Source organism: Pseudoalteromonas xiamenensis (genome assembly GCF_030994125.1).
GTDB lineage: Bacteria > Pseudomonadota > Gammaproteobacteria > Enterobacterales > Alteromonadaceae > Pseudoalteromonas > Pseudoalteromonas xiamenensis_B.
The window spans coordinates 341,180-364,484 of record NZ_CP099917.1 but is presented as its reverse complement, the minus strand read 5'-3'; the positions used below and the strand labels follow the sequence as shown (position 1 = coordinate 364,484).

Annotated in this window: 23 protein-coding genes; 8 read left to right on the top strand and 15 right to left on the bottom strand. The window is 43.3% G+C overall.

The features are described from left to right. The first annotated feature begins 17 nt into the window (after positions 1-17). The 4 genes from NI389_RS01635 (at position 18) to NI389_RS01620 (ending at position 3,704) form a co-directional block, all read left to right on the top strand. Complete coding sequence (locus NI389_RS01635; RefSeq protein WP_308361295.1) at positions 18-1,214, top strand: lipoprotein-releasing ABC transporter permease subunit; 1,197 nt, start codon at positions 18-20, stop codon at positions 1,212-1,214. After that, positions 1,207-1,899 (top strand): lipoprotein-releasing ABC transporter ATP-binding protein LolD, encoded by a 693-nt coding sequence (lolD, locus tag NI389_RS01630; RefSeq protein ID WP_308361294.1) that lies wholly within the window; start codon positions 1,207-1,209, stop codon positions 1,897-1,899. The genes NI389_RS01635 and lolD overlap by 8 nt, the downstream gene beginning before the upstream one ends. Next, entirely contained in the window at positions 1,899-3,125 is a 1,227-nt protein-coding gene (locus NI389_RS01625; RefSeq protein ID WP_308361293.1) for a lipoprotein-releasing ABC transporter permease subunit, read from the top strand. The genes lolD and NI389_RS01625 overlap by 1 nt, the downstream gene beginning before the upstream one ends. A gap of 132 nt (positions 3,126-3,257) precedes the next feature. Beyond that, a complete protein-coding gene (locus NI389_RS01620; protein ID WP_308361292.1) occupies positions 3,258-3,704 on the top strand; it encodes a DUF4826 family protein in 447 nt (148 codons plus the stop codon). Here NI389_RS01620 and NI389_RS01615 read toward each other — a convergent pair. The 6 genes from NI389_RS01615 to NI389_RS01590 all read right to left on the bottom strand — a co-directional run bounded on the left by NI389_RS01615 (position 3,688) and on the right by NI389_RS01590 (position 9,322). Beyond that, positions 3,688-4,146, bottom strand: coding sequence for a GNAT family N-acetyltransferase (locus tag NI389_RS01615; RefSeq protein ID WP_308361291.1), 459 nt, complete (start codon positions 4,144-4,146; stop codon positions 3,688-3,690). The two genes, NI389_RS01620 and NI389_RS01615, sit on opposite strands and share 17 nt — an antisense overlap. Before the next feature lie 111 nt (positions 4,147-4,257). Further along, positions 4,258-5,418 (bottom strand): cupin domain-containing protein, encoded by a 1,161-nt coding sequence (locus tag NI389_RS01610; RefSeq protein ID WP_308361290.1) that lies wholly within the window; start codon positions 5,416-5,418, stop codon positions 4,258-4,260. A gap of 69 nt (positions 5,419-5,487) precedes the next feature. Further along, on the bottom strand, positions 5,488-6,858 hold the full coding sequence (purB, locus tag NI389_RS01605; RefSeq protein WP_308361289.1) for an adenylosuccinate lyase: 1,371 nt from the start codon (positions 6,856-6,858) through the stop codon (positions 5,488-5,490). A gap of 12 nt (positions 6,859-6,870) precedes the next feature. Continuing rightward, the gene (gene hflD / locus NI389_RS01600) at positions 6,871-7,494 is read right to left on the bottom strand and encodes a high frequency lysogenization protein HflD (RefSeq protein ID WP_308361288.1); all 624 of its coding nucleotides are present in this window, start codon (positions 7,492-7,494) and stop codon (positions 6,871-6,873) included. Beyond that, complete coding sequence (gene mnmA / locus NI389_RS01595; RefSeq protein WP_308361287.1) at positions 7,494-8,594, bottom strand: tRNA 2-thiouridine(34) synthase MnmA; 1,101 nt, start codon at positions 8,592-8,594, stop codon at positions 7,494-7,496. Before mnmA ends, hflD begins: the two co-directional genes overlap by 1 nt. Positions 8,595-8,677: 83 nt before the next feature. Continuing rightward, positions 8,678-9,322, bottom strand: a complete 645-nt coding sequence (locus NI389_RS01590) for a pseudouridine synthase (RefSeq protein WP_308361286.1) — start codon at positions 9,320-9,322, stop codon at positions 8,678-8,680. A 218-nt stretch (positions 9,323-9,540) separates the two neighbouring features. Between NI389_RS01590 and NI389_RS01585 the strand changes: the two genes are divergently transcribed. Next, a complete protein-coding gene (locus tag NI389_RS01585; RefSeq protein ID WP_308361285.1) occupies positions 9,541-11,199 on the top strand; it encodes an EAL domain-containing protein in 1,659 nt (552 codons plus the stop codon). Further along, a complete protein-coding gene (locus NI389_RS01580; protein ID WP_308361284.1) occupies positions 11,144-11,569 on the top strand; it encodes a GNAT family N-acetyltransferase in 426 nt (141 codons plus the stop codon). The genes NI389_RS01585 and NI389_RS01580 overlap by 56 nt, the downstream gene beginning before the upstream one ends. A gap of 15 nt (positions 11,570-11,584) precedes the next feature. Here NI389_RS01580 and NI389_RS01575 read toward each other — a convergent pair whose 3' ends face one another. Then, positions 11,585-12,166, bottom strand: coding sequence for an FMN-dependent NADH-azoreductase (locus tag NI389_RS01575; protein WP_308361283.1), 582 nt, complete (start codon positions 12,164-12,166; stop codon positions 11,585-11,587). Positions 12,167-12,260: 94 nt separating this feature from the next. Here NI389_RS01575 and NI389_RS01570 point away from each other — a divergent pair, with 94 nt between their 5' ends. After that, the gene (locus tag NI389_RS01570; RefSeq protein WP_308361282.1) at positions 12,261-13,157 is read left to right on the top strand and encodes a LysR family transcriptional regulator; all 897 of its coding nucleotides are present in this window, start codon (positions 12,261-12,263) and stop codon (positions 13,155-13,157) included. Between the two features lie 154 nt (positions 13,158-13,311). On the opposite strand, the gene NI389_RS01565 is transcribed toward NI389_RS01570, so the two are convergent. The 8 genes from NI389_RS01565 to NI389_RS01530 all read right to left on the bottom strand — a co-directional run bounded on the left by NI389_RS01565 (position 13,312) and on the right by NI389_RS01530 (position 21,672). Continuing rightward, the gene (locus NI389_RS01565; RefSeq protein WP_308361281.1) at positions 13,312-13,971 is read right to left on the bottom strand and encodes a CoA transferase subunit B; all 660 of its coding nucleotides are present in this window, start codon (positions 13,969-13,971) and stop codon (positions 13,312-13,314) included. A gap of 11 nt (positions 13,972-13,982) precedes the next feature. Further along, entirely contained in the window at positions 13,983-14,681 is a 699-nt protein-coding gene (locus NI389_RS01560) for a CoA transferase subunit A (protein WP_308361280.1), read from the bottom strand. 125 nt (positions 14,682-14,806) lie between these two features. Then, positions 14,807-15,709, bottom strand: coding sequence for a hydroxymethylglutaryl-CoA lyase (locus tag NI389_RS01555; protein ID WP_308361279.1), 903 nt, complete (start codon positions 15,707-15,709; stop codon positions 14,807-14,809). After that, complete coding sequence (locus tag NI389_RS01550) at positions 15,709-17,655, bottom strand: acetyl/propionyl/methylcrotonyl-CoA carboxylase subunit alpha (protein ID WP_308361278.1); 1,947 nt, start codon at positions 17,653-17,655, stop codon at positions 15,709-15,711. The genes NI389_RS01555 and NI389_RS01550 overlap by 1 nt, the downstream gene beginning before the upstream one ends. Positions 17,656-17,665: 10 nt before the next feature. Continuing rightward, positions 17,666-18,448, bottom strand: a complete 783-nt coding sequence (locus NI389_RS01545) for an enoyl-CoA hydratase-related protein (protein ID WP_308361277.1) — start codon at positions 18,446-18,448, stop codon at positions 17,666-17,668. Positions 18,449-18,459: 11 nt separating this feature from the next. Beyond that, entirely contained in the window at positions 18,460-20,067 is a 1,608-nt protein-coding gene (locus tag NI389_RS01540) for a carboxyl transferase domain-containing protein (protein ID WP_308361276.1), read from the bottom strand. A gap of 9 nt (positions 20,068-20,076) precedes the next feature. After that, on the bottom strand, positions 20,077-21,252 hold the full coding sequence (locus NI389_RS01535) for an isovaleryl-CoA dehydrogenase (RefSeq protein WP_308361275.1): 1,176 nt from the start codon (positions 21,250-21,252) through the stop codon (positions 20,077-20,079). A 24-nt stretch (positions 21,253-21,276) separates the two neighbouring features. Further along, positions 21,277-21,672: a MerR family transcriptional regulator gene (locus NI389_RS01530; RefSeq protein WP_208843347.1), complete on the bottom strand. Its 396-nt coding sequence runs from the start codon at positions 21,670-21,672 to the stop codon at positions 21,277-21,279. 395 nt (positions 21,673-22,067) lie between these two features. Between NI389_RS01530 and NI389_RS01525 the strand changes: the two genes are divergently transcribed. Next, positions 22,068-23,246, top strand: coding sequence for a thiolase family protein (locus NI389_RS01525; protein WP_308361274.1), 1,179 nt, complete (start codon positions 22,068-22,070; stop codon positions 23,244-23,246). The last annotated feature ends 59 nt before the right edge of the window (positions 23,247-23,305 follow it).

Below are 23,305 nucleotides of genomic sequence, written 5' to 3'. Positions count from 1 at the left end.
ACACGACCAAATAAGCTATGATTCAGCCTGTTAGCCTTTTTGTTGGACTTAGATATTCTCGCTCTACAAAAGGTAACGCCTTTATATCCTTTATTTCATTTTTCTCTATTGCTGGAATTGCGCTCGGACTAGCAGCGCTAATAGTCGTTAATTCTGTAATGAATGGATTTGAAAAAAATCTCAAATCTTCCATGTTGGCGCTTATTCCACATGTGCAGATTTCGGGCAAACGAACTGAAATTGAAAAATTACTGCCAGAACTCAAAAAAGTCGAAAACGTAAAAGAAATTAGTGAGCATCTAGCTGTTGAAGCTGTTTTACAAACCAATAGCCAATTACAAGGGGTCCGCCTTCAAGGTGGTAGTAAAGATGACACCAGCCTCATTCCCTTTTTGAAGCAAGGAAGTTGGGAAGATCTTCAGGGTTCTCGCTACACAATCGCAGTAAGTCGTTATTTGGCCTCTGCGCTAAACGTCAATATTGGTGATGAAATACGCGTTATTATTCCAAGTGTGAGTAACTATACCCCCATGGGTCGGGTTCCCGTTCAACGCGTTTTAACCGTTTCAACGATTTTCTCAACTGAAAGTGAAGCTGACCTGCATTTAGCTTATACCAGTTTTGATACCCTTGAGCGGCTTTTAAAACGTAAGTCGGCAGATGATGCGACTTATAGTATTAAGCTCTTTGATGCGTTTGGTATCCAACCCATTCTCGAATTACTCGCGAAACATCCATCGTTGGCTGTGAGTGATTGGCGGGTAGAACAGGGGGCATTGTTCAGTGCCGTTGCGATGGAAAAACGCATTATGACGTTGTTATTGACGCTCATCGTTTTGGTCGCCGCGTTCAATATATTGTCAGCCATTTCGATGATGGTAAATGAGAAGCAGTCAGAAATCGCTATTTTGCAAACATTAGGCTTTACCCCGATGAAAATAATGCAAATTTTTATGATCCAAGGGAGTTATAACGGCGTGGTAGGCACGTTTATTGGCGGGTGTTTAGGTATCGTCCTGACATTAAACATTAACGAAGCATTGTCGTTTGTTGGTCTAAATCTACTGGGCGGGATGAAATTACCGACAGTTATTGAGCCCTTTGCTTTGACTCTTATGCTCTTGTCGAGTCTGTTACTGAGTTTTATTGCTACTGTTTTACCCGCATTTAAAGCGGCAAAAGTATTACCCGCGGAGGTCTTAAGATATGAATAATGTGGTACTTAAGTGCGAAAAAGTCTCTAAGAACTATTTGGATGCAGGAAATACTGTACAAGTATTAAATGAAATTAACTTTGAAGTGCTTGAAGGTGAGATGGTCGCAGTTCTTGGGAGTTCGGGCTCAGGTAAAAGTACTTTGTTGCATATTCTTGGGACGCTCGATACCGCTACTGCCGGACATGTTTTCATTAAGTCGCACGACGTTGGGCTACTTTCTCGTTCCAAACAGGCTGAATTTAGAAATGAAAATTTGGGATTCATTTATCAATTCCATCACTTATTAATGGAGTTTACAGCGCTTGAGAATGTGGCCATGCCACTTTTAATCAAAGGCTTAAAACCCAATGAGGCTTCAATTACCGCTAAAGCATTATTAGAGCGAGTAGGTCTCGGACATCGAGTTGATCATCGACCTTCTGCGTTATCCGGTGGTGAGCGTCAGCGCGTTGCTATTGCAAGAGCGCTCGTTGCTGAACCTGCGCTCATTTTGGCTGATGAACCGACCGGTAATTTAGACAAACAAAACGGTGAACTGATTTTCGATTTACTTCGGGAACTAAATAAAACGTTAAAGACATGCTTTGTTATTGTGACTCACGATCTCGCTTTAGCAAAAAAAATGGACCGAATTGTAAAACTAGAAGACGGAAAGCTAATTGAAGTGAAGGATTTTGGTTAATGCTAAGTTGGTTCATTTCTAAACGGTTCAGAGCAAGTAATCAACATTCTGGATTGATTGCCTTTCTTAGCAAAGCTTCCACGGTAGGTGTTCTTATTGGGGTGAGCGTATTAATTGTGTCACTATCAGTGATTAATGGCTTTGAGCAGCAACTCATCAATCGATTGCTGTCTGTCGTTGCACATGTGGAATATCACGCACCGACTAAACCAATCAATAATTGGCCAAGTAAAATAGCGTTATTAGAACAGCACCCCAATGTCGTTGGTGCTACGCCCGAAATAAAACTGAGCGCGATGATTCAGTTTCGGACTTCTCTTAAAGCGATTGAAATAGAAGCAGTTTTGCCAAGTGAATATAGCAAAGTGTCGCGACTAGGTGATTATGTTAAAGGTAAGGCTATTTCAAGTTTGTCTGATGATGAGATTGTCATTGGCAGTAAAATTGCCAAAGAGCTTGGTATTGCTGTCGGTGATAAAGTGACGTTACTCATTGCGGATCAATCAAGCTCAGCAACACTTGCACCAAGCAAACGTTTGTCACTGACTGTTTCGGGATTAGTCGAGATGGGAGGGCAAATTGATTCGATGGTTGGTGTCATTGATCTTTCTACAGCACAGCAAACGTTGGGCTTTTCACCTGACGAAGTAACCGATTTAAGATTGTCAGTCGACAACGTTTTTGCAGCGCATCAAATTGCAATGGCGGCAGGGCAGTTGTTGCCTGATCTCGTGTATGTAAATAGCTGGTACCGAAGCCAAGGAAGTCTTTATCAAGATATTCAAATGGTTCGCACCATTATTTACTTGGTTGTATTCCTTATCATTGCTGTCGCAAGTTTTAATATAGTTTCCTCCATGGTTATGGAAGTAAAAGAAAAACAGCATAACATCGCTATTTTAAAAACCATGGGTGCTAAAGACACAACAATTTTTACTACCTTTGCATTGCAGGGATTAGGCTATGCGCTTGTAGGAGCACTACTTGGTGTATTTATAGGTGTGTTATTGGCAATGAACATTTCAGATATTTTTAAAATCTGGGTTAATTTCTCAGAAGCGAATCCACTCGAAGACGTTTATTTCGTTAACTTTCTTCCGTCAGTTGTCCTGTGGCAAGATGTTGTTGTTACAGTAATCGGCACAATGCTTATTTCGACGCTTGCAACACTGTATCCGGCTTGGAAAGCAACGAAAATTGATCCTGCAGTGGTACTTGGAAACTAAACAAACCGGCGAAATGTTGAGTAATATTACAGCAAAAAGAGAAGCTGTTTGTCAAAAAGCAGTGATAGATATTTAATGAAATGCTAACCACTGCTATAGTGGATTGAAATTGTGAGATGTGAGTAGTACATAATGAATGATCAAACTAAAAAAAATGACTCTGTTCAACCTCGACAAATGACTGAACAAGAAGAGCTTCAGTGGAAGCGTGACGCATTTGAAACCGCTCAGAAGTTCTTGGTGGAAAAAGGGTTATTCCCAGAGTCTTACTCGGATGAAGAGTGCTATTTTTTGGTACCACTATTGTCTGTTTGGAAGTTCAAGTGCCAAAATGGCAAGCGCTACTGGGTCATCGCTGGTCGATTACCTACAGATGTCATTGCTACAACAACTGCACAGACACCGCGTGATGCCGTTCGTTACTTTTCTTACCAGTGGCAGTTAAAAGCGGATGAAATCATGAGTTCCGGCACACGGGATCAAACGCAGTTAAACTTTGCTAACTTACTTATAAACCGTGCACACGGACTCTATGAAATCGCTGAAAAACAAGAGCTTTGGGCTAATGTACCAGCGTAAATGGCTCCGTTGAAAATTCACTAATATGGCATTGCAAGCGCTGTCTTGGGATGCCTGCTTCCATAAATACCGAACCTTTCTTTTCAAAACCTTTTGCTGTAAATAAATCGACCTCATGGAGGATACAATTTATGCACAGATTTTTAAGTCCATTTTGTTCGGCTAGTAACACGATAAACTTGAGCAAGGCATCGTAGGTCTCGCGAGTGCGATATTGCTGAAGCACAGCAATTCGGCTTATCAAACCATCTTTGCACAATCTGCCGGTAGCAACTGGACACTCTGTCTCGTCTTTTACTAAGACGTGGTCTGCTACTAAATCAAGATCATCAAATTCAACGCTTTTTGGTATGTGGAGTTCACAAACAAATACTTTCTCTCTGATTTGCTGTAACTCATTTTTATGCGCAAGCCAACTAACCTTGTCAACACGATAGAACATAAATCCTCCATACCGAATCAAGAATTTTGGCGCTGAGATTGAGCTTTCCATACTGCAAAAGCCTAAAGATAGACGATAACTTTAGGCTTTTTTATTTGCATTTTAGAGCGATCAATCGTTCATTTCGGGGAAATAATAGATCCCTTCATTAATAAGATTAGTCAATAGCTGGATAAAATCTAGCCAATGTTGTGATTTTTCGAACTGATCGGAGTTCATTACAGTTTGGTCACAAAGTAGTTGTACATTCGCTAGATTGTCGAGTGTTAAATGATGATTTTCACCATTGATACTAAGCAATATCAGGTTATCTTCCATAATTTGATAAATTGCTCTAACTCCACCCGCACGGTAGAGCTCTGCATCGTCGTTAAGAATTTCAACGATATCTTCAACGGCATAGGGTTCTTCTAGTTCATAGAGATCCATATCATGTTTAGGCGTAGACAGGTTTTTACCCAACCAATCTTGGAATGAACCAGAATCGTTAAGTGTCGCAATAATCAAGTTTCGAATTCTTGATATTTCTGTATCGGACAATAATCCAATGGAATCACGCTCAGTGATATCAGGGTCGTTATATCGAACCTTACCCTGTTCTGTATCAATCAGATGATCTGCAAAGCTAGAAATAAGATCGCGTTGGTTCGGGGCTCTAAATCCGACGGAATAATTCAACGCATTTTCTACCGCGTATCCCTCATGAGGGTGACCAGGAGGAATGTAGAGTATATCGCCTGGCTCCAATACCGCATCGATAACCGCCTCGAATGCTTCAACTTGAAGTAGACTCTTATTTTGCGCAAATTCTTTGAGTGCAAGATTAGGTAAACCGACGCGCCAATGGCGTTTTCCAAGACCTTGGATAATGAAGACATCGTATTGGTCTAAATGCGGGCCAACGCCACCTCCAGGGGTTGAGTAACTAATCATGAGATCGTCGATTCGCCAGTTAGGAATGAATCTAAATGGTTCGATTAATTCAGCGGCGGTAGGGTGCCAATGGTCAACGGCTTGTACTAGCAATGTACTGTTTGTGTCAGAAAGTAATGAGAAATCTTCAAAAGGTCCGTGATGAGCTTCCCACGTATCGTCGTGATTTGTCACTAATCGTGATTCGATGCTTTCTTCCATTGCAAGGCCCGCCAATTCTTCTGGGTCAATCGGGTCTTCAAAGTTTGCAAAGCCATTTTTGATTAAAAGAGGCTTTTTTTGCCAATACTTGGATAAAAAGTCCGATATTGACATGCCGTTGATATTTAATTCGTACATTATTTCCATTCCATAAAAAAAGCGAAAGCACTGGGCTTTCGCTTTATTTTAACTTATTCGCAGCGAATATTATTGAAGTTCATCAATAAATGCTTCTGCACGGCCAATATAATTTGCTGGCGTCATAAGCTTCATTTCTGCTTTTACAGCATCTGGTAACGTTAGACCATCAATGAAATCAGCCATGATTTCTTGATTAACACGTTTACCTCGAGTTAATTCTTTTAACTTCTCGTATGGCTTTTCAATGCCGTATTTGCGCATAACGGTTTGAATCGGTTCTGCGAGCAATTCCCAATTCTGATCAAGTTCAGCAAGCAGGCGATCAGCGTTAACTTCTAGTTTGCTGATGCCTTTAAGGGTTGCTTGGTAAGCAATGAGTGTATAACCCATACCAACACCTAAATTACGTAATACAGTAGAGTCGGTGAGGTCACGTTGCCAGCGAGAAACGGGTAGTTTCTGAGCTAGATGAGTGAAAATGGCGTTAGCTAAACCTAAGTTGCCTTCTGAATTTTCGAAGTCAATCGGGTTTACCTTGTGTGGCATAGTTGATGAACCGATTTCACCTGCAATTGTCTTTTGTTTGAAGTGGTTTAGTGCAATATAGCCCCAAACATCACGGTCAAAATCAAGCACAATGGTGTTGAAACGAGCAACTGCGTCGAACAACTCCGCGATGTAATCGTGAGGTTCGATTTGCGTTGTAAACGCGTTCCAAGATAAACCTAAACTCGTTACAAAACTTTCTGCGTGTGAATGCCAGTCGTAGTCTGGGTAAGCACTTAAATGTGCGTTGTAGTTACCTACTGCGCCGTTAATCTTACCTAGCATTTGTACCGCAGCAATTTGGTCGCGTTGACGTTTAAGGCGAACATAAACGTTAGCAAACTCTTTACCCATCGTTGATGGGGACGCTGGTTGACCATGTGTACGAGTCATCATTGCGACTGAACGATATTCAATCGCTTTTTCTTTGATAGCGTTTAAAAGCTGGTCACAGTATGGAAGTAGCACTTTATCGCGCGCTTCAGTCAACATGAGGCCGTGCGATAGATTGTTAATATCTTCTGAAGTACAAGCGAAATGGATGAACTCGTTAACCGCATTAAGCTCTGCGTTACCTGCTACTTTTTCTTTTAGAAGGTATTCAACCGCTTTTACGTCGTGGTTAGTCGTGCGTTCAATTTCTTTCACACGCATCGCGTCTGCTTCGCTGAAGTTTTCAACTATGCTATCCAATAGAGCATTCGCTTCTTCACTGAATTCTGGAACTTCTGGGATACCAGCTGCTTTTGACAATGCTTGTAGCCAGCGTACCTCAACGATTACACGGTATTTAATCAACCCGAACTCACTGAAGATGCTTCGTAATTCAGTCGTTTTGCTACCGTAGCGACCATCGACTGGAGAGATAGCGGTTAACGCTGAAAGCTCCATATTAACTCCTAACTAATGTTGATTTTGAACGATATTCACAAATTTTTTCGCGATGGCGATGATTTTTCTTTTTGAAAAGAAAAAATGCCTGCGTTTGCCACCCATCTGACGCCAAAGTACTGCGGCACGGATACCCGCTAAGAGTAGTGCCCGTACTTTGTGTTGGATATGAGGCTGTTTTAATAACTCAGGTTGGCCAAATACTTGGATACGCTGTCCAAGGGGGCTAATTACTTGGCTATATATATCAGCTAGACTCGACAAAATTGTGTCGTCGGTAATGCTAAAATGCATTAACTGTCTATCTAATTCATTAATACGTCGGCCGAGTTCATCCAATGCGCCAGGTTTATATGCGAGAACGCGTTCTAGTTGGATGAGGCCTCCGACGTATTTTACAAGTTCAACGTCTTTCGAGCCATCAGCTGAAAGTTGGTCAACCAAGGCTTTATAGCCTTGCTTTAAACCATAATGATCTTGATAAACATCTTCAGGGCGAGCAGGGTTCGTAATGATGATACTCTGTAAAAAACTTTCAACATCATGTGCGTTAAACTGCCCATATTTCGCTACTTTTTGCACTAGTCTTGTTATTTGACAAAGCGCAGCAAGTGCCATCACTTGGTGTTGATTCATTAACGGATCACCGAATCAATAATGCCACCACCAAGACATACATCGTCAAGATAGAATACGGCAGATTGACCTGGTGTAACGGCTTTTTGAGGCGAGTCAAATAACACGCGAGCCATCCCATCGCTACCAACGAGAAGTGTACAGGGGATGTCTTCTTGACGATAACGAGTCTTTACCGCGCAACGAGTAGTGCCTTGTGGGCCTACACGGTCGACCCAATGCAACTGGTTGGCGTTCAACCCATTGCTGTAAAGGCGAGGGTGGTCTGCACCTTGGCCGACAACAAGTACGTTGCGTTCAATGTCTTTATCTACGACATACCATGGCTCACCGTTGCCTTCTTTCATACCACCAATAAGAAGGCCTTTACGTTGACCTAACGTGTGGTACATCAACCCTTCATGTTGGCCAACAATGTCACCTTCAGTGTCTTCGATGTTTCCTGGCTGAGCTGGCAAATAGCGTTGTAGGAAATCTTTAAATTTACGCTCACCAATAAAACAGATACCTGTGCTATCTTTCTTGTCGTGTGTAATTAAGCCTTGTTCTTCAGCGATACGGCGTACTTCTGGCTTTTCGATGTTGCCAACGGGAAACAGCGTTTGTGCAATATGTTCATGGCTTAATGTATACAGAAAGTAACTTTGGTCTTTGTTGGTATCAAGACCACGCTGCATCACGAATTGACCGTTACGCTCTTCGCGACGCACATAATGACCAGTCGCGATATAGTCTGCACCGAGTGCTTCTGCCGCGAACTGTAAGAAGGCTTTAAATTTAATTTCCTTGTTACACATAATGTCGGGATTCGGGGTACGACCCGCTTTGTATTCTTCAAGGAAATATTCAAACACGTTGTCCCAATATTCAGCGGCAAAGTTTACTGTGTGTAATTCAATACCCAGTTTGTCACACACTTCTTGCGCATCTTTCAGATCATCAGCAGCGGCACAGTACTCGTCATTGTCGTCTTCTTCCCAGTTTTTCATAAACAGGCCTTCAACTTGATAGCCCTGTTGCTTCAACAAATAGGCTGAAACGGAAGAATCAACACCGCCAGACATGCCGACGATGACCTTAATATGACTGTTGTCGCTCATAGTGATAGGAATCTCAATACTTTTGGGAGGGCAGCATTATAGCACGCATTCTTTCTCGAAATAAAACCAAACTGGCCTTCAATTTAGCTTAAACTTAGGATCTGATATTGACCGCTCGTCAAGTCCCCTAATTTATATTCGCCGATTTGAGCTCTAATGAGTCTAAGAGTTGGAAACCCTATGTGTGCGGTCATACGCCTTACTTGTCGATTACGCCCTTCGGTAATTTTTATTTCAAGCCATGTTGTGGGGATGTTTTTCCTTTCTCGGATGGGGGGCACTCGCGGCCATACATGCGGCTCATCCATAACCCGCACTTTTGCGGGTAGGGTTTTCCCATCATTGAGTTGAACACCCGCTCTGAGTGGGTTGATGTCTTCATCGTTAGGTACGCCTTCGACTTGAACCCAATACGTCTTTTCCGTTTTTTTCCCGGGGGCGGTTAATTTGTTTTGCAGCACGCCACAATTTGTGAGCAGCAACAGACCTTCACTGTCTCTGTCAAGTCGACCTGCAGCGTAAACCTCTTTGATGTCGATGAAATCGGCTAAGGTTTTCCGGTTTTGATCATCGGTAAACTGGCAAAGCACATCGAATGGTTTGTTAAATAGAACAATCTTTACATCCGCAGGTGCTACTCTCGGCCTATTACTCTGCACACGAGTTGAGCTTTTGTTCGTGTTTCTTTTCTTCGAACGAGGGTGATTTGGTTGTTTTTTCGGAAACATAGTTACTTGATTTAAGTTGAATGGGTAAAGTATACCAAAAATTAAATGAGAGTATAAAAAGCGAAGCGTTAAAACGAATGTCGTAACAGGGTGTAACTAAATTGCGTATAAAGCATTAATAGTTATGTGATTTACCGAATTTAGGTCACGCTGTAATATCATTGTAATATACTTTTTTTACCCTCCACGGCTAACCCAGAAATTGAAAAGGTAAGCACGTGACTAGGAAAAATGCAAATACATTTATTGCCCTAGCGATTACCTGCTTTCTGTTTCTATGCATTGGTTTGTTCAGTTTTAATCAAGTTAAGCAAAGCAACCAGCAAAATATCAAAGAGCTAAGTCTAAAAATGGTTCAGGATGTAAATCTTCAGTTGGAAGACATTCGGAACTCAATTCAACGTGACGATGTGCTTTCCCCTCAATGTGAAGAACCAACGCTCAATTTTATGCGTCGCGCGGTATTTGAACATCCAGCAATGAGTGAAATAGGGATAGTCGATGAACATGGTATGTTGATATGCAATTCATTTGGTCGTTTATCTCCGCCGGTACAAACCACAAGCCCAATCAAAGAGTATCAATTGCGTTATTATGGTCCGATAATCAGCGATTATTTGGGTGCTTCTTCTTTTGTGATTGCGAGAACACGCAAAGACCATTTTGAAGTAAACGCACTCATTCCCACGGGTTGGTTTGCAAATATGATTAAGTTGCCTGAGTCGACGCACGTAAGTTATGTTGCTATTGTCGATATGCTAACTGGCGTGCCAATCTTTAAGCATGGCACATACAGTTTGCCACTTGAACATGCGCTTTTCCCAATTGAAATTGAATCCTTGGAATACACAGGACAATTTGACGATTTACAAAGTAAGTATCTATTCATTAGTAAGTTTAGTGCGTTACCGTCACTAGGGCTGGTTATTGCTATTGATGACAAGCAACTTATTCGTTGGAACTACAATTGGTTAGTCATTGCCTTTTTACTCTTTATTGGTTTCTTTTATGCCATTGTTAAAGGTTTGAATTACTTAGACTTGCTTAATCGAAATACGAAAGCGCAAATTTTAGAAGCGCTTCAAAATGATGAGTTTTATAACGTTTATCAACCTTTTGTTGATAACAGTACCGGGAAGGTGACTGGGGCTGAAGTCCTAATGCGCTGGAAGCATCCGATTGAAGGCGAGCTCGGTCCAGCCTATTTTATTCCCGAAGCAGAACGTGATGGTTCAATTTTAGAGTTATCAATCAAACAAATTAATAACGCAATTAACGAGTTGCCGTCGAAAGAGGACTTGGGAAGTGATTTTAAACTGTCTTTGAACGCAAATGGATACTTGTTGTTTAGCCAGAAATATCGACAAGCGGTACTAAAAGCCGCCAGTCATTTCCCCAAAGTGACTTTGGAACTTACCGAGCGCGATGTATTAAACGAAGCGGAAAGTAGGCAACAGCTTTTGTTGCTGAGTGAGCAGGGGATTGAAATCGCGATTGACGACTTTGGTACGGGCTATAGTGGCTTGCAATACTTACAACAATTCCCAATCGATCTTCTAAAAATTGATCAAAGTTTTGTCGCGTCTATCGGACTTGCAAACCTGCAAGCACCAGTATTGGATGCCATTATCGATATGGCAAATAAACTGGGTAAAAAGCTCATTGCGGAGGGCGTTGAAACAACGACTCAACAACGCTATCTAACAGAAAAAGGCGTTTACATCCATCAAGGCTGGCTATATTCTAAACCGTTGAAAGGGGGCGATTTCATTCACTTTTTAAATGAAATTAATAAGCACGATTATCAGCAGGAAAACGGAATTGAACATAACAGAAAACAAAACAGTCATTCTTCAGCATCTAAGCACTATTCATAATTTCCTATCAAAAGCATACTGGTGTGAAGGCATCTCAAAAGAACTCATTCAAAAAGCCATCGAAAACAGTCTATCTTTTGCCATTATTGTGGATGAGCAACTAGTCGGATTTGCTCGCGTTATTACGGACAAAGCAACATTTGCCTATTTAGCCGATGTATTTATTGTCGACAGCCAGCGAGGGAAAGGTCTTTCAATAAAATTGATGGATTACATCCAAGCTCATCCTGACTTACAGGGGTTGAGACGTTTTATGCTGGCCACAAGAGACGCGCATGGCCTTTATGAAAAGTATGACTTTATGCCAGTTGAGGATGCCAAACCATTTATGCAAATAAATGTTCCTGGCATCTACATGAAGGCTGGTTGAAACCCAGCCTTGTGCTTAAAGTGCGTTTGATAAAGCGGATTGAGCGTTGGCAATAGCGATGTCCGCTTCGCCCATTGCGAGTCCTTCCACGTAAACAAAATTCACGTTTTTTAACCCGACAAATGCGAACACGTCTTTTATAAATTGAGTTTGAGAATCCATCGGTGTTCCATGATACTTACCTCCGCGAGTTGCAATCACATAAACAGGCTTGTCGTCCAATAAACCCACAGGACCATTTTCAGTATAGTTAAATGTAACGCCCGCTCTTGCTAAACGATCAATCCAACTTTTAAAGTTAGAAGGTACAGCGAAGTTGTACATTGGTAGACCTATCAGAATGATATCTGCTGCTTTGACTTCTTCAACAACCTCATCAGAAATTGCTTTCAATTCGCGTTGCTCAGGTGTTATTTGGTCCACAGCGGCCATCCAAGCCCCCATTTCGTGTTGAGATAGGTGAGGTAACGGCGAAGCTCCTAAATCGCGTACCGTCGTATTTGAGTTGTCATTTAATGACAATACTTCGTCGATAAGTTTGTTAGAAATACTGTTTGCGCCATTGATCGAACTTTTAATCGCTAAAATCTTTTTCATGATGAACTCCAATTAGTGTTTGAACCTATTGTATTTCGAATTTGATAGATTAATATTTGCAAAAAGCGCTAGATTTATTCGGATTTATAGAACGATGCTAAGAGTAACATTAGAACAGTGGCGTATGTTTCAAGCGGTGGTTGAATTTGGTGGCTTTAATCAAGCTGCAGCAAATGTGCATAAAAGCCAAAGCAGTATTCATACCGCAGTGCAAAAAATTGAATCAGCTTTAAATGTTAAACTTTTTAAAGTAGAAGGGCGAAAAACGTTGTTAACGGAAGCTGGAGAAATGATGCTTCGTCGTGCCAACTACTTGCTTAACGAGGCAGCCAAGGTTGAAGCTGTCGGTGAGACACTTTCAGAAGGTATTGAAACCATTCTTAGAATTGCCGTTGACGAAGTATTGCCAAACGAACTTTTGTATAAAAGCCTTGAGACAACATCTGAACAATTTCCACTGCTTCGTATCGAACTCATTGAGACTATCTTAAATGGTTCATCTGAATTATTGGAAAACGACAAAGTGGACATTGCGATTGCGGCAGAACCTTTAATGGAGGGATTCAGTGAAGAACTATGTGAGCTGGATTTTATTGCCGTTGCCAGTCCTTCACATCCTTTACATCAGTTACGCCGGGCTATTACGCTTGAAGATTTGAAACTGTTTCGTCAAATTGTGATCCGCGACTCAGCCACACAAGAAAAGCGAGATTCCGGCTGGCTTGGTGCAGAGCAACGCTGGACCGTAAGCCATCTCTCGACGTCCGTAGAAATGATTAAAAATGGATTAGGTTTTGCTTGGTTACCAAGACCTGCGATTGCAACAGCACTCTCCCAAGGCGTTTTAGTGCCGTTACCGCTAGAACACAATGGAACAAGACGAGCGCAGTTGTATTTAGTCTTTAAAGATGGCGACAGGTTAGGTCCTGCAGCACGATGTTTTATTGGTGAGTTGAGGCACCTTAGTTTGTCTTGTCCCAATGCCGGATAGGGAAAGCGTCTTTTGAGTAAGCCGCAAATTACATAGAAATAATATAAAAAAAACCCCTCTTGCGAGGGGTTTTGGGTAACTCAGCGCCTAAGGCACTGGGAATGAGGACGGTACATGGTGTTCGTGTTTTTACTACCGCACTGAAATTATCAAACTATGCGAACGTCATTTCTGGAATGTCGCCTTCAACAATTAGCTTACCCGCTGTTTTGCTGATAATTTCATCCACACTAACACCTGGTGCGCGTTCTAGCAAATAAAACGCGCCATCTTTTACTTCCAAAACCGCTAAGTCAGTCACGATTTTTTTAACGCAATTTACACCGGTTAAAGGTAACGAACATTGCTCAAGTAATTTCGACTCACCATGTTTACTTGCGTGTGTCATGGTGACGATAATATTCTGCGCGCCAGCAACTAAGTCCATCGCGCCGCCCATGCCTTTAATTAGCTTTTTGGGGATCATCCACGAGGCGATGTTACCGTGCTGGTCAACTTCAAATGCACCTAGAACCGTCAAGTCTACATGACCTCCACGGATCATTGCAAAGCTCTCAGCACTATTGAAAATAGCCGCACCTTTGACAGCTGTCACGGTTTCTTTACCCGCGTTGATCATATCAGCGTCTAATTCTGCTTCTGTCGGGTATTGACCCATACCGAGCAAGCCATTCTCAGATTGAAGCATAACTTCAATACCATCAGGCACATAGTTGGCAACTAATGTAGGAATGCCAATACCTAAATTTACGTAAAAGCCGTCTTGAAGCTCTTGAGCAACACGCATAGCTACTTGTTCACGAGATAATGCCATATTTATGCTCCTTAGCTACGAACAGTTCGACGTTCGATTCGTTTTTCAAACGTACCTTTGATAACGCGATTAACGTAAATACCTGGTGTATGAATTTGAGATGGTTCAAGTTCACCCGGCTCAACGATTTCTTCAACTTCCGCAACGGTGATTTTACCGGCGGTAGCAGCCATTGGATTAAAGTTCATAGCTGTGTGGCGAAACACGAGATTTCCATAACGGTCCGCTTTCCATGCTTTAACAATCGCAAACTCACCTGTAATTGATTCTTCTAAAATATATGGACGGCCGTTAAATTCTTTAACTTCTTTCCCTTCGGCAATCGGCGTGCCGTAACCTGTAGCTGTGTAAAACGCTGGAATTCCAGCACCGCCAGCGCGCATTTTTTCAGCAAGGGTGCCCTGAGGTGTTAATTCGACCTCTAACAAGCCATCTAACAATTGTTGTTCGAAAATGGCGTTTTCACCTACGTACGAAGCTATGATTTTCTTAATTTGACGGTCATGAAGTAATACCCCTAAACCAAAATCGTCAACACCACAGTTGTTTGACACAACGGTTAAATCTTTTGTACCAAGGCGTTTGATTTCTGCAATTAGGCCTTCTGGAATACCACACAGACCAAAACCACCAGCGATAATCGTATCGCCATCTTTCAAACCTGCCATCGCTTCTTCGTAGGTCGAAACTACTTTATCGAAACCGGCCATGAGACCACTCCTAAAACAGTTATTATTATGCACTTCCCATTGTGGGATATCGCTTTACTCTAATTACTACGGTGTTTAGTGTAATCCGAGTTGGGCTTAACGCACGGAATCTTTACCGAGCGAGACTATGCGCATTGACTTTTTAACGCTAATGAAACTTTGCTAACTGGCGCTTTATTTAATGCCTCACAAATTTGCCATCCCGCTCTGGCAAGCCTTTCTAAATCAATTCCAGTGTAAATGCCAAGTCCTTCGAGTAAGTATACAACGTCTTCTGTGGCAACATTTCCTGACGCCCCTTTTGCGTAAGGACACCCTCCGAGTCCTGCAACGGCACTGTCTACGACGCTAATACCCATTTCGAGGGCTTTGTGAATGTTGGCGAGAGCTTGTCCATAGGTGTCATGAAAATGCACAGCCAGCTTGTCACTGGGTATGTTATCGAGCAAAAGTGAAAGGAGCTTTTGTACTTTGTTTGGTGTACCTACGCCAATGGTGTCACCAAGGCTCACTTCATAACAGCCAAGTGCCAACAATTGTTTACACACATCAAGAACTTGCTCTGGTCGTACTTCGCCTTGATAAGGACAACCTACGACACAACTCACATAGCCCCGAACCCGTATATTGTTCGCTTTAGCTAATTCCATCACAGGTATAAAGCGTTCGATACTTTCGCTTATAGAGCAATTAATGTTTTTTTGCGTAAAGGCTTCACTGGCGGCAGTAAAAATAGCGAATTCTTTTACGCCAGACTGAAGAGCGAGTTCTGCACCTTTAACGTTAGGCGTTAACGCACTGAGCTCGACATCCGATGGAACAGACAGGCCGGTAATCACCTCTAAAGAATCCGCCATTTGCGGCACCCATTTAGGTGACACAAATGCGCCGGCCTCAATATTCTTGAGGCCCGCGTCGGCAAGGGCTTCAATTAGGGCCACTTTTTGGTCTGTAGATACGCTTAGTTCATTTTGCAAACCATCACGAGCTCCAACTTCAACGATTCGGACCATTTCAGGGTAAGCCATTACGCTTCCTCCGCATCGACTATTGCAAGCATCGCCCCATGGCTAACTAATTCGCCCTCTGCAAAACAATATGAAGACAAGGTGCCATCAAATGGGGCATTAAGCGTGTACTCCATTTTCATTGCTTCAATTACAACGACAGGGTCGCCTTTTTTAAGTTGAGCGCCGACAGACTGCAGATGTTTAACGACAGTACCATTAAGCGGTGCGGCAAGGGGGGCAGCTTCATGCTCATGGTCACTGACGTAGTGCTTTGAACTTAGCGCTAGAGTAAATTGATGCGGTCCAAACATTACCGTGATTGATTCTTCACTCAACACAACATGAGCCGTCATCTTTTTACCGTCAATCGACGCACTAAGTACTTGCCCTTCGAATTGCCCGTGCGCGACAACATTGTCGCCAGCAATATCTAAATGCCAAGCGTCATCTAGACGTGTTGCGAACGTATTTACATCAACAAATGGGACTTTGATCACAGCATTTTGATTAAGTCGAAATCCGATATTCTGCCAAGGTGTCTTGTTGCAGGGTTTTTGGTGTAATACATAAGCAAGTGCGGCCAATTCTGTCATCGTTCTTTCTGGCACAGCAAAATGCGTTAATACGTCGGTTTGCGTGTCGATAAAATGCGTATCTGGTGCACCCGCTTTAAACGTATCATGATTCGCCAAATGATGTAGAAAAGCGATATTGCTTTTTAAACCGCTTAAATGTACTTGTTCAAGTGCATGACTTAATTTGTTGAGTGCGACTTCACGAGTTTCACCATGAACAATCAGTTTAGCAATCATCGGATCATAAAAGGGACTTATCTCGTCGCCACTTTGCACGCCCGTATCAATGCGCACGCCATTTTCCTCTGCAGGGAAAGTCAAACAAGATAATGTGCCTGAACAAGGCATAAAGTTTTCGGTCGGATCTTCTGCATAAATACGAGCTTCAAAACTATGGCCTGATAGGGATATTTGTTCTTGTGATAAAGGCAGCTTTTCGCCATTCGCAACACGTATTTGCCATGCGACAAGGTCTTGTCCTGTTACCATTTCAGTCACAGGGTGTTCAACTTGCAGACGAGTATTCATCTCCATAAAGAAGAATTCATTTCCACACAATAGGAATTCAACCGTACCCGCACCACGGTAGTTGATTGCTTGAGCACAACGTACCGCGGCTTCGCCCATTGCTTTTCGTAACTCAGCGCTTAGTGAAGGGGCAGGTGCTTCTTCAATGACTTTCTGATGACGGCGTTGCAAAGAACAATCGCGATCTCCCAAGTACACCGCGTTTCCATGATTGTCTGCAAACACTTGGACTTCGACGTGACGTGGTTTATCGACGAAACGTTCAATGAGTACTAAGTCGTTGCCAAAACTGGCTTTTGCTTCTCGTTTAGCACCTTCCAACGCTGCGATGAAGTCAGCAGCTGCACGCACTACACGCATGCCTTTTCCGCCACCGCCAAACGCAGCTTTGATAAGAACAGGATAGCCAATTTTTTCGGCTTCATTTGCCAGGAATTGAGTATCTTGGTTTTGACCATAGTAGCCTGGAACTAACGGTACGTTAGCTTCAGCCATAATTTCTTTAGCGCGCGTTTTTGAGCCCATAGCTTCGATTGCCGAAGTAGGAGGGCCAACAAACACGATGCCCACTTCTTCACACGCATTCGCAAACGAATCGTTTTCTGATAGAAATCCATAGCCTGGATGAACACAATCAGCGCCAGCGCGTTTTGCTACTTCTAAGATTTTCGAAGCAACTAAGTAGCTATCTTTCGTCGGTGCTGGGCCGATATGGTAAGCTTCATCGGCCATTTTCACGTGTTGACTATTGGCGTCAGCATCGGAGTAAACGGCAACTGTCGTCATGCCAAGTGATTTAGCTGTTTTCATAACACGGCAGGCGATTTCACCACGGTTAGCAATTAAAATTTTCTTTAACATACCGATTTCCTTACTGCTCAGCGTCGTGTTGCCAAGTTGGTTTTCGTTTTTCAAAAAAGGCACTCAAACCTTCTTGACCTTCAGCACTGACGCGAATTTCAGCAATACGTTTTGCAGTATGACGAATTAACGAGTCATCGATAGCAATGCCAGCCACTTCGTTGATTAGCGACTTGGCGTTTTTCACCGCCATCGGTCCGTTATGCAGAATTGTGTCAATGAAGTGTGCTTGACTTAGTGACAAATCTTCGCTGATAGCGTGCAGCAATCCCATTGAAAGGGCCTGCTCCGAGTCGAAAACTTCGGCAGTTAAAAAATAGCGACGAGCCTGTCGCTCACCGATTGCGCGAATCACATAAGGGCTAATTACCGCAGGAATTAGGCCGAGCTTTACTTCGCTCAGACAGAATTTTGCATCAGGTGTCGCTACCGCAATATCACAACAGGCGATTAAACCAAGTGCGCCACCAAATGCCGCACCTTGCACTAAACACACGGTTGGATGTGGGCAGTTGGCGAGTACATTCATTAAGCGCGCGAGCTCCATAGAGTCTGCTACGTTTTCATCGTAGTTATTGTCTGCCATGGACTTCATCCAAGCGAGGTCCGCGCCTGCTGAGAAATGCTTTCCTTCGGTTTTGAAAACCAATGCGCGAACGTCTAAGGTGCTTGCGTATTCGATATTTTTAATAAGTTCGGCAATCACTTCGCTGTTAAAAGCGTTGTGTTTTTCGGGGCGACTTAGCAATAAAATCGCCACTTTGTTTTTTGTAATGGTTAATGTAACTGACATACCATGCATCCTTACATTCGGAAAACGCCAAACTTAGACTCTCGCTTAGGCGCATTCGAAGCAGCCTCAAGTGCAAGTCCAAGCACGGTACGTGTGTCTGCTGGGTCGATAATACCGTCATCCCAAAGGCGAGCGCTTGCGTAGTAAGGGTGACCTTGACGCTCATACTGTTCGATAATCGGCTTTTTAAATTCAGCGACTTCAGTTTCATTCATTGCTTGGCCCTTACGTGCCAGACCGTCCTGCCGTACTTGTGTCAAGACGCCAGCGGCTTGTTCTCCACCCATGACCGAAATACGCGCATTTGGCCACATCCACATCATGGTTGGTTCATAAGCTCGACCACACATGCCATAATTACCAGCGCCGTAAGAGCCCCCAATAAGTACAGTAAACTTAGGAACATCGGCACAAGAAACAGCAGTAACCATCTTAGCCCCGTGTTTTGCAATACCTTCAGCTTCGTACTTCTGTCCTACCATAAAGCCGGTGATGTTCTGTAAGAAAATGAGCGGAATATTACGCTGTGTACACAGTTCGATGAAATGAGCACCTTTTTGTGCAGATTCGGAGAACAGTATGCCATTGTTCGCGACAATACCGACCGGGTGTCCGTATATTTCAGCAAAACCAGTTACGAGTGTTTCTCCGAAGAAACGCTTAAATTCATCAAATTGCGAATCATCGACAATACGTGCAATGACTTCGCGTACGTCGAATGGTTTTTTAAGGTCCGTTCCAACAATGCCATAGATTTCACGAATGTCGTATCTTGGTGCTTTTACTTCTTTTAGAATTGCCGAAGTAGGGCGAACATGGTTTAACCGAGAAATACATTGACGTGCGATAGAAAGTGCATGGGCGTCATTCTCTGCGTAATGGTCAGCAACGCCAGAAACTTTGCAGTGTACGTCTGCGCCACCTAAATCCTCTGCACTCACTTCTTCACCCGTAGCGGCTTTTACAAGAGGGGGGCCTGCGAGGAAAATAGTACCTTGATTTTTTACGATAATACTTTCATCAGCCATCGCTGGTACATACGCACCACCGGCCGTACATAAACCCATAACGACCGCAATTTGTGGAATGCCTTTGGCAGACATGCGTGCTTGATTATAGAAAATACGGCCAAAATGCAGTTTGTCAGGGAAAACCTCATCTTGCTCTGGTAGGTTAGCGCCGCCTGAATCCACTAGGTAAATACAAGGTAAGTGACAGCGTTCCGCGATTTCTTGTGCTCGGAGGTGTTTTTTGACCGTGATAGGGAAATAAGTGCCGCCTTTAACCGTTGCGTCGTTGGCGACTATCATACACTCAACGCCTTTAACGCGGCCTATACCGGCAACAACTCCGGCACAAGGAATGTCTTGCTCATAAACACCAAATGCAGCGAATTGGCCAATTTCTAAAAAAGGCGAGCCTTCGTCGAGTAGTGTTTCAATTCGGTCTCGAACGAAGAGTTTTCCACGGCTTTCATGGCGAGCAATGAGTTCTTCACCACCACCTTGCGCTAACGTTGAAACCTTGTCGCGAAGGTCAGCCACAAGGGCTGCCATCGCATTTTCTTTTTCTTTAAATATCGGGTCATGAATGTTGACCGAAGAATTCAATACCGTCATGGCTAATCCTTAGCGACTTTCGTTAAATAGCTCACGACCAATTAGCATGCGGCGAATTTCTGATGTACCCGCGCCAATCTCGTAAAGTTTAGCATCACGAAGTAGGCGACCCGTGGCGTATTCGTTGATGTAGCCGTTGCCACCGAGTATTTGAATCGCATCAAGCGCCATTTTCGTTGCAAGCTCTGCGGCATAAAGGATTGCACCTGCAGCATCTTTACGCGTAGTTTCACCACGGTCGCAAGATTTCGCTACGGTATAAACGTACGAACGCGCCGCATTCATTTGGGTGTACATGTCCGCGATTTTGCCCTGAATAAGTTGGAATTCACCGATAGACTGATTGAATTGTTTACGCTCATGGATGTAAGGTACAACGACATCCATACACGCCTGCATGATCCCAAGAGGGCCACCAGCAAGTACGACTCGTTCGTAGTCAAGACCACTCATAAGCACTTTAACGCCTTCGTTTAAGTTGCCAAGAATGTTTTCTGCAGGCACCTCACAATTCTCGAAGACAAGTTCACACGTGTTTGAACCGCGCATACCGAGCTTGTCTAATTTCTGTGCTGTTGAGAAGCCAGGGAAATCTCGTTCTACGATGAAAGCGGTGATACCTTTAGGACCTGCGTTAATGTCGGTCTTTGCATAAATAACAAAAACATCGGCATCTGGACCATTAGTGATCCACATTTTATTGCCGTTAAGAATGTATTTGTCGCCTTGCTTTTCAGCTTTCAACTTCATAGAGACAACATCAGAACCTGCGTTAGGTTCACTCATTGCAAGCGCGCCAATGTGCTCGCCGCTAATCAGTTTTGGCAGGTATTTCTCTTTTTGAACTTGATTACCATTACGGTTAATTTGGTTAACACACAGGTTTGAATGCGCACCGTAACTTAAACCAATAGATGCACTCGCACGGCTTATTTCTTCCATGGCGATAACGTGTTCTAAATAGCCAAGTCCTGAACCACCGAACTCTTCAGCTACGGTGATACCAAGTAAACCCATCTCACCGAATTTTGGCCACATGTGATTTGGGAAAGCATTCTCGTGGTCGGTTTTTTCAGCAATAGGCGCAATTTCATTGCTCGCAAACTCATTTACATGGTCGCGGATCATATCTGCTGTTTCGCCTAAACCAAAATTTAACTCTTTGAATAATGATACGGTACTCATCTGTGCTCTATCCTGTGTGAGAGGTTATTTTTCTACATTCTTTAAGGTATCGCGGCAGCGGCGTTCAGCCGTCACCAATTCCATCAATACCACTTTAATATCATCCATCTGCTGTGTTAAATCGGCTTTCTTTTGCTCAATTAGGTCCAGCATCGTGCGAAGTTGTTTCGCGCTACTTTTATCTGCATCGTACAACTCAAATAAACGCCCCGTTTCGGCTAGTGAAAATCCTAAACGTTTACCACGTAAAATAAGCTTCAAACGTACTTTGTCGCGTTTTGAATAGATGCGTGTTTGTCCGTGTCTTACCGGAGACAGCAAACCTTGGTCTTCGTAAAAACGAATACTGCGGGTTGTAATGTCAAATTCTTTCGCGAGATCACTGATTGAATATGTTGGTTCGTTTAAGTCTTGCTTCATTTTCGAGTTGCACCTTTACTACTGATAGGACCAATATAAGTGAAGTTTACGTAAAGGTAAAGTAAAGGGTGTAATTAATACTTTGGTCGGCATTGAGAGAAGTTTTAAACAGCAAAGTGTGGTTCAAACCCAAGCTGTGTCTGGAAAATCTGACATAAAAGGGCAAGCAAAGTTTACACTTTAATGCACCACGATTTTGTTGATTTTAGATTTACGTTGGCGTAAACGTAAATATTAGGTATGCTCAAAATATCTAAAGCGTAAGTGATTCGCAACAATGTGTTTTTCGCCACGAACTTGCAATATCAAACTGCTAGTCTCTATTCAACTACTTAGCAGTATGTAAGTAAAGGAAAAGCGAGTGAAAAACATAAATTGTTGAACAGGAGATAACAATGAGTAACGAAACTGTAGTGATTGTAGCCGCAAAACGTACCCCTATGGGTGGTTTCATGGGGGCATTAACTGATGCGTCAGCAACTGATTTAGGTGCTACGGCGATTAAGAGTGTCCTTGCTGAAACTGGTCTTGCTAACGATGCAATCGATGAAGTCATCATGGGTTGTGTGTTGCCCGCAGGACTAGGCCAAGCGCCAGCGCGTCAAGCCATGTTGCACGCAGGTCTTGCTCGCTCAACGGGCGCAACTACTATCAATAAAGTGTGTGGTTCAGGCTTAAAAGCGGCTATGTTGGCGCATGACTTGATTAAAGCAGGTTCGATTAACAGTGCGGTAGCTGGCGGGATGGAAAGCATGTCAAATGCGCCGTACTTTCTTCCAAAGGCGCGTGGCGGTTTCCGAATGGGCCATGGTGAAATTAAAGACCATATGATGGCTGATGGTTTAGAAGACGCTTACGACAATAAAGCCATGGGTTGTTTTGCGCAAGACACTGCATTCCAATATGGTATTACTCGCGAAACTATGGACGAATTTGCGCTTAGTTCATTAACGAAAGCAAATTCAGCGATTGAAACAGGTGCATTTAAAAACGAAGTAACACCTGTTTCACTTCAGACACGCAAAGGCGAAGTGGTGGTTGATACGGACGAGCAACCTGGTAATGCGCGTCCAGACAAAATCCCTTCATTACGTCCAGCGTTCAAAAAAGACGGTACAATTACTGCGGCAAACTCTTCATCAATTTCAGACGGTGCAGCAGCACTTATCCTGATGAGCGAATCTGAAGCCAAAAAGCACGGCTTAACACCGCTTTGTAAAATCGTTTCACACGCAACGCATTCTCAAGCTCCAGCTGAGTTTACCATTGCACCGGTAGGTGCGATGGAAAAGGTACTTGAGAAAGCAGGATGGACGACAGGCGACGTCGACCTTTGGGAAATTAATGAAGCGTTTGCAATGGTGACGATGCTGGCAATTAGCGAAATGAAGCTCGATGCAAACAAAGTGAACGTTAATGGTGGAGCTTGTGCGTTGGGTCATCCAATCGGCGCAAGTGGTGCACGAATTCTTGTCACTCTCATTCACGCGCTTCGCCATCGCGGACTTTCAAAAGGCGTTGCGTCGCTTTGCATTGGCGGTGGTGAAGCCGTTGCACTGGCTGTAGAAATCTAAAAAAACCAATCTTCAAGCGCCGCACTATAACAACACTACGCGGCGCTTTGTCATCAAGT

Excerpts from the sequence above, each read along its gene's own strand:
- NI389_RS01575 (WP_308361283.1), bottom strand. The coding sequence starts at position 12,166 with ATGAAAAAGATTTTAGCGATTAAAAGTTCGATCAATGGCGCAAACAGT.
- NI389_RS01620 (WP_308361292.1), top strand. The coding sequence starts at position 3,258 with ATGAATGATCAAACTAAAAAAAATGACTCTGTTCAACCTCGACAAATG.
- NI389_RS01635 (WP_308361295.1), top strand. The coding sequence starts at position 18 with ATGATTCAGCCTGTTAGCCTTTTTGTTGGACTTAGATATTCTCGCTCT.
- NI389_RS01540 (WP_308361276.1), bottom strand. The coding sequence starts at position 20,067 with ATGACGGTATTGAATTCTTCGGTCAACATTCATGACCCGATATTTAAA.
- NI389_RS01535 (WP_308361275.1), bottom strand. The coding sequence starts at position 21,252 with ATGAGTACCGTATCATTATTCAAAGAGTTAAATTTTGGTTTAGGCGAA.
- NI389_RS01590 (WP_308361286.1), bottom strand. The coding sequence starts at position 9,322 with ATGTTTCCGAAAAAACAACCAAATCACCCTCGTTCGAAGAAAAGAAAC.
- NI389_RS01570 (WP_308361282.1), top strand. The coding sequence starts at position 12,261 with ATGCTAAGAGTAACATTAGAACAGTGGCGTATGTTTCAAGCGGTGGTT.
- NI389_RS01550 (WP_308361278.1), bottom strand. The coding sequence starts at position 17,655 with ATGTTAAAGAAAATTTTAATTGCTAACCGTGGTGAAATCGCCTGCCGT.
- NI389_RS01560 (WP_308361280.1), bottom strand. The coding sequence starts at position 14,681 with ATGGCCGGTTTCGATAAAGTAGTTTCGACCTACGAAGAAGCGATGGCA.
- NI389_RS01615 (WP_308361291.1), bottom strand. The coding sequence starts at position 4,146 with ATGTTCTATCGTGTTGACAAGGTTAGTTGGCTTGCGCATAAAAATGAG.
- hflD (WP_308361288.1), bottom strand. The coding sequence starts at position 7,494 with ATGAATCAACACCAAGTGATGGCACTTGCTGCGCTTTGTCAAATAACA.
- NI389_RS01610 (WP_308361290.1), bottom strand. The coding sequence starts at position 5,418 with ATGTACGAATTAAATATCAACGGCATGTCAATATCGGACTTTTTATCC.
- mnmA (WP_308361287.1), bottom strand. The coding sequence starts at position 8,594 with ATGAGCGACAACAGTCATATTAAGGTCATCGTCGGCATGTCTGGCGGT.
- NI389_RS01555 (WP_308361279.1), bottom strand. The coding sequence starts at position 15,709 with ATGGCTTACCCTGAAATGGTCCGAATCGTTGAAGTTGGAGCTCGTGAT.
- NI389_RS01525 (WP_308361274.1), top strand. The coding sequence starts at position 22,068 with ATGAGTAACGAAACTGTAGTGATTGTAGCCGCAAAACGTACCCCTATG.
- purB (WP_308361289.1), bottom strand. The coding sequence starts at position 6,858 with ATGGAGCTTTCAGCGTTAACCGCTATCTCTCCAGTCGATGGTCGCTAC.
- lolD (WP_308361294.1), top strand. The coding sequence starts at position 1,207 with ATGAATAATGTGGTACTTAAGTGCGAAAAAGTCTCTAAGAACTATTTG.
- NI389_RS01545 (WP_308361277.1), bottom strand. The coding sequence starts at position 18,448 with ATGTCAGTTACATTAACCATTACAAAAAACAAAGTGGCGATTTTATTG.
- NI389_RS01565 (WP_308361281.1), bottom strand. The coding sequence starts at position 13,971 with ATGGCATTATCTCGTGAACAAGTAGCTATGCGTGTTGCTCAAGAGCTT.
- NI389_RS01530 (WP_208843347.1), bottom strand. The coding sequence starts at position 21,672 with ATGAAGCAAGACTTAAACGAACCAACATATTCAATCAGTGATCTCGCG.
- NI389_RS01625 (WP_308361293.1), top strand. The coding sequence starts at position 1,899 with ATGCTAAGTTGGTTCATTTCTAAACGGTTCAGAGCAAGTAATCAACAT.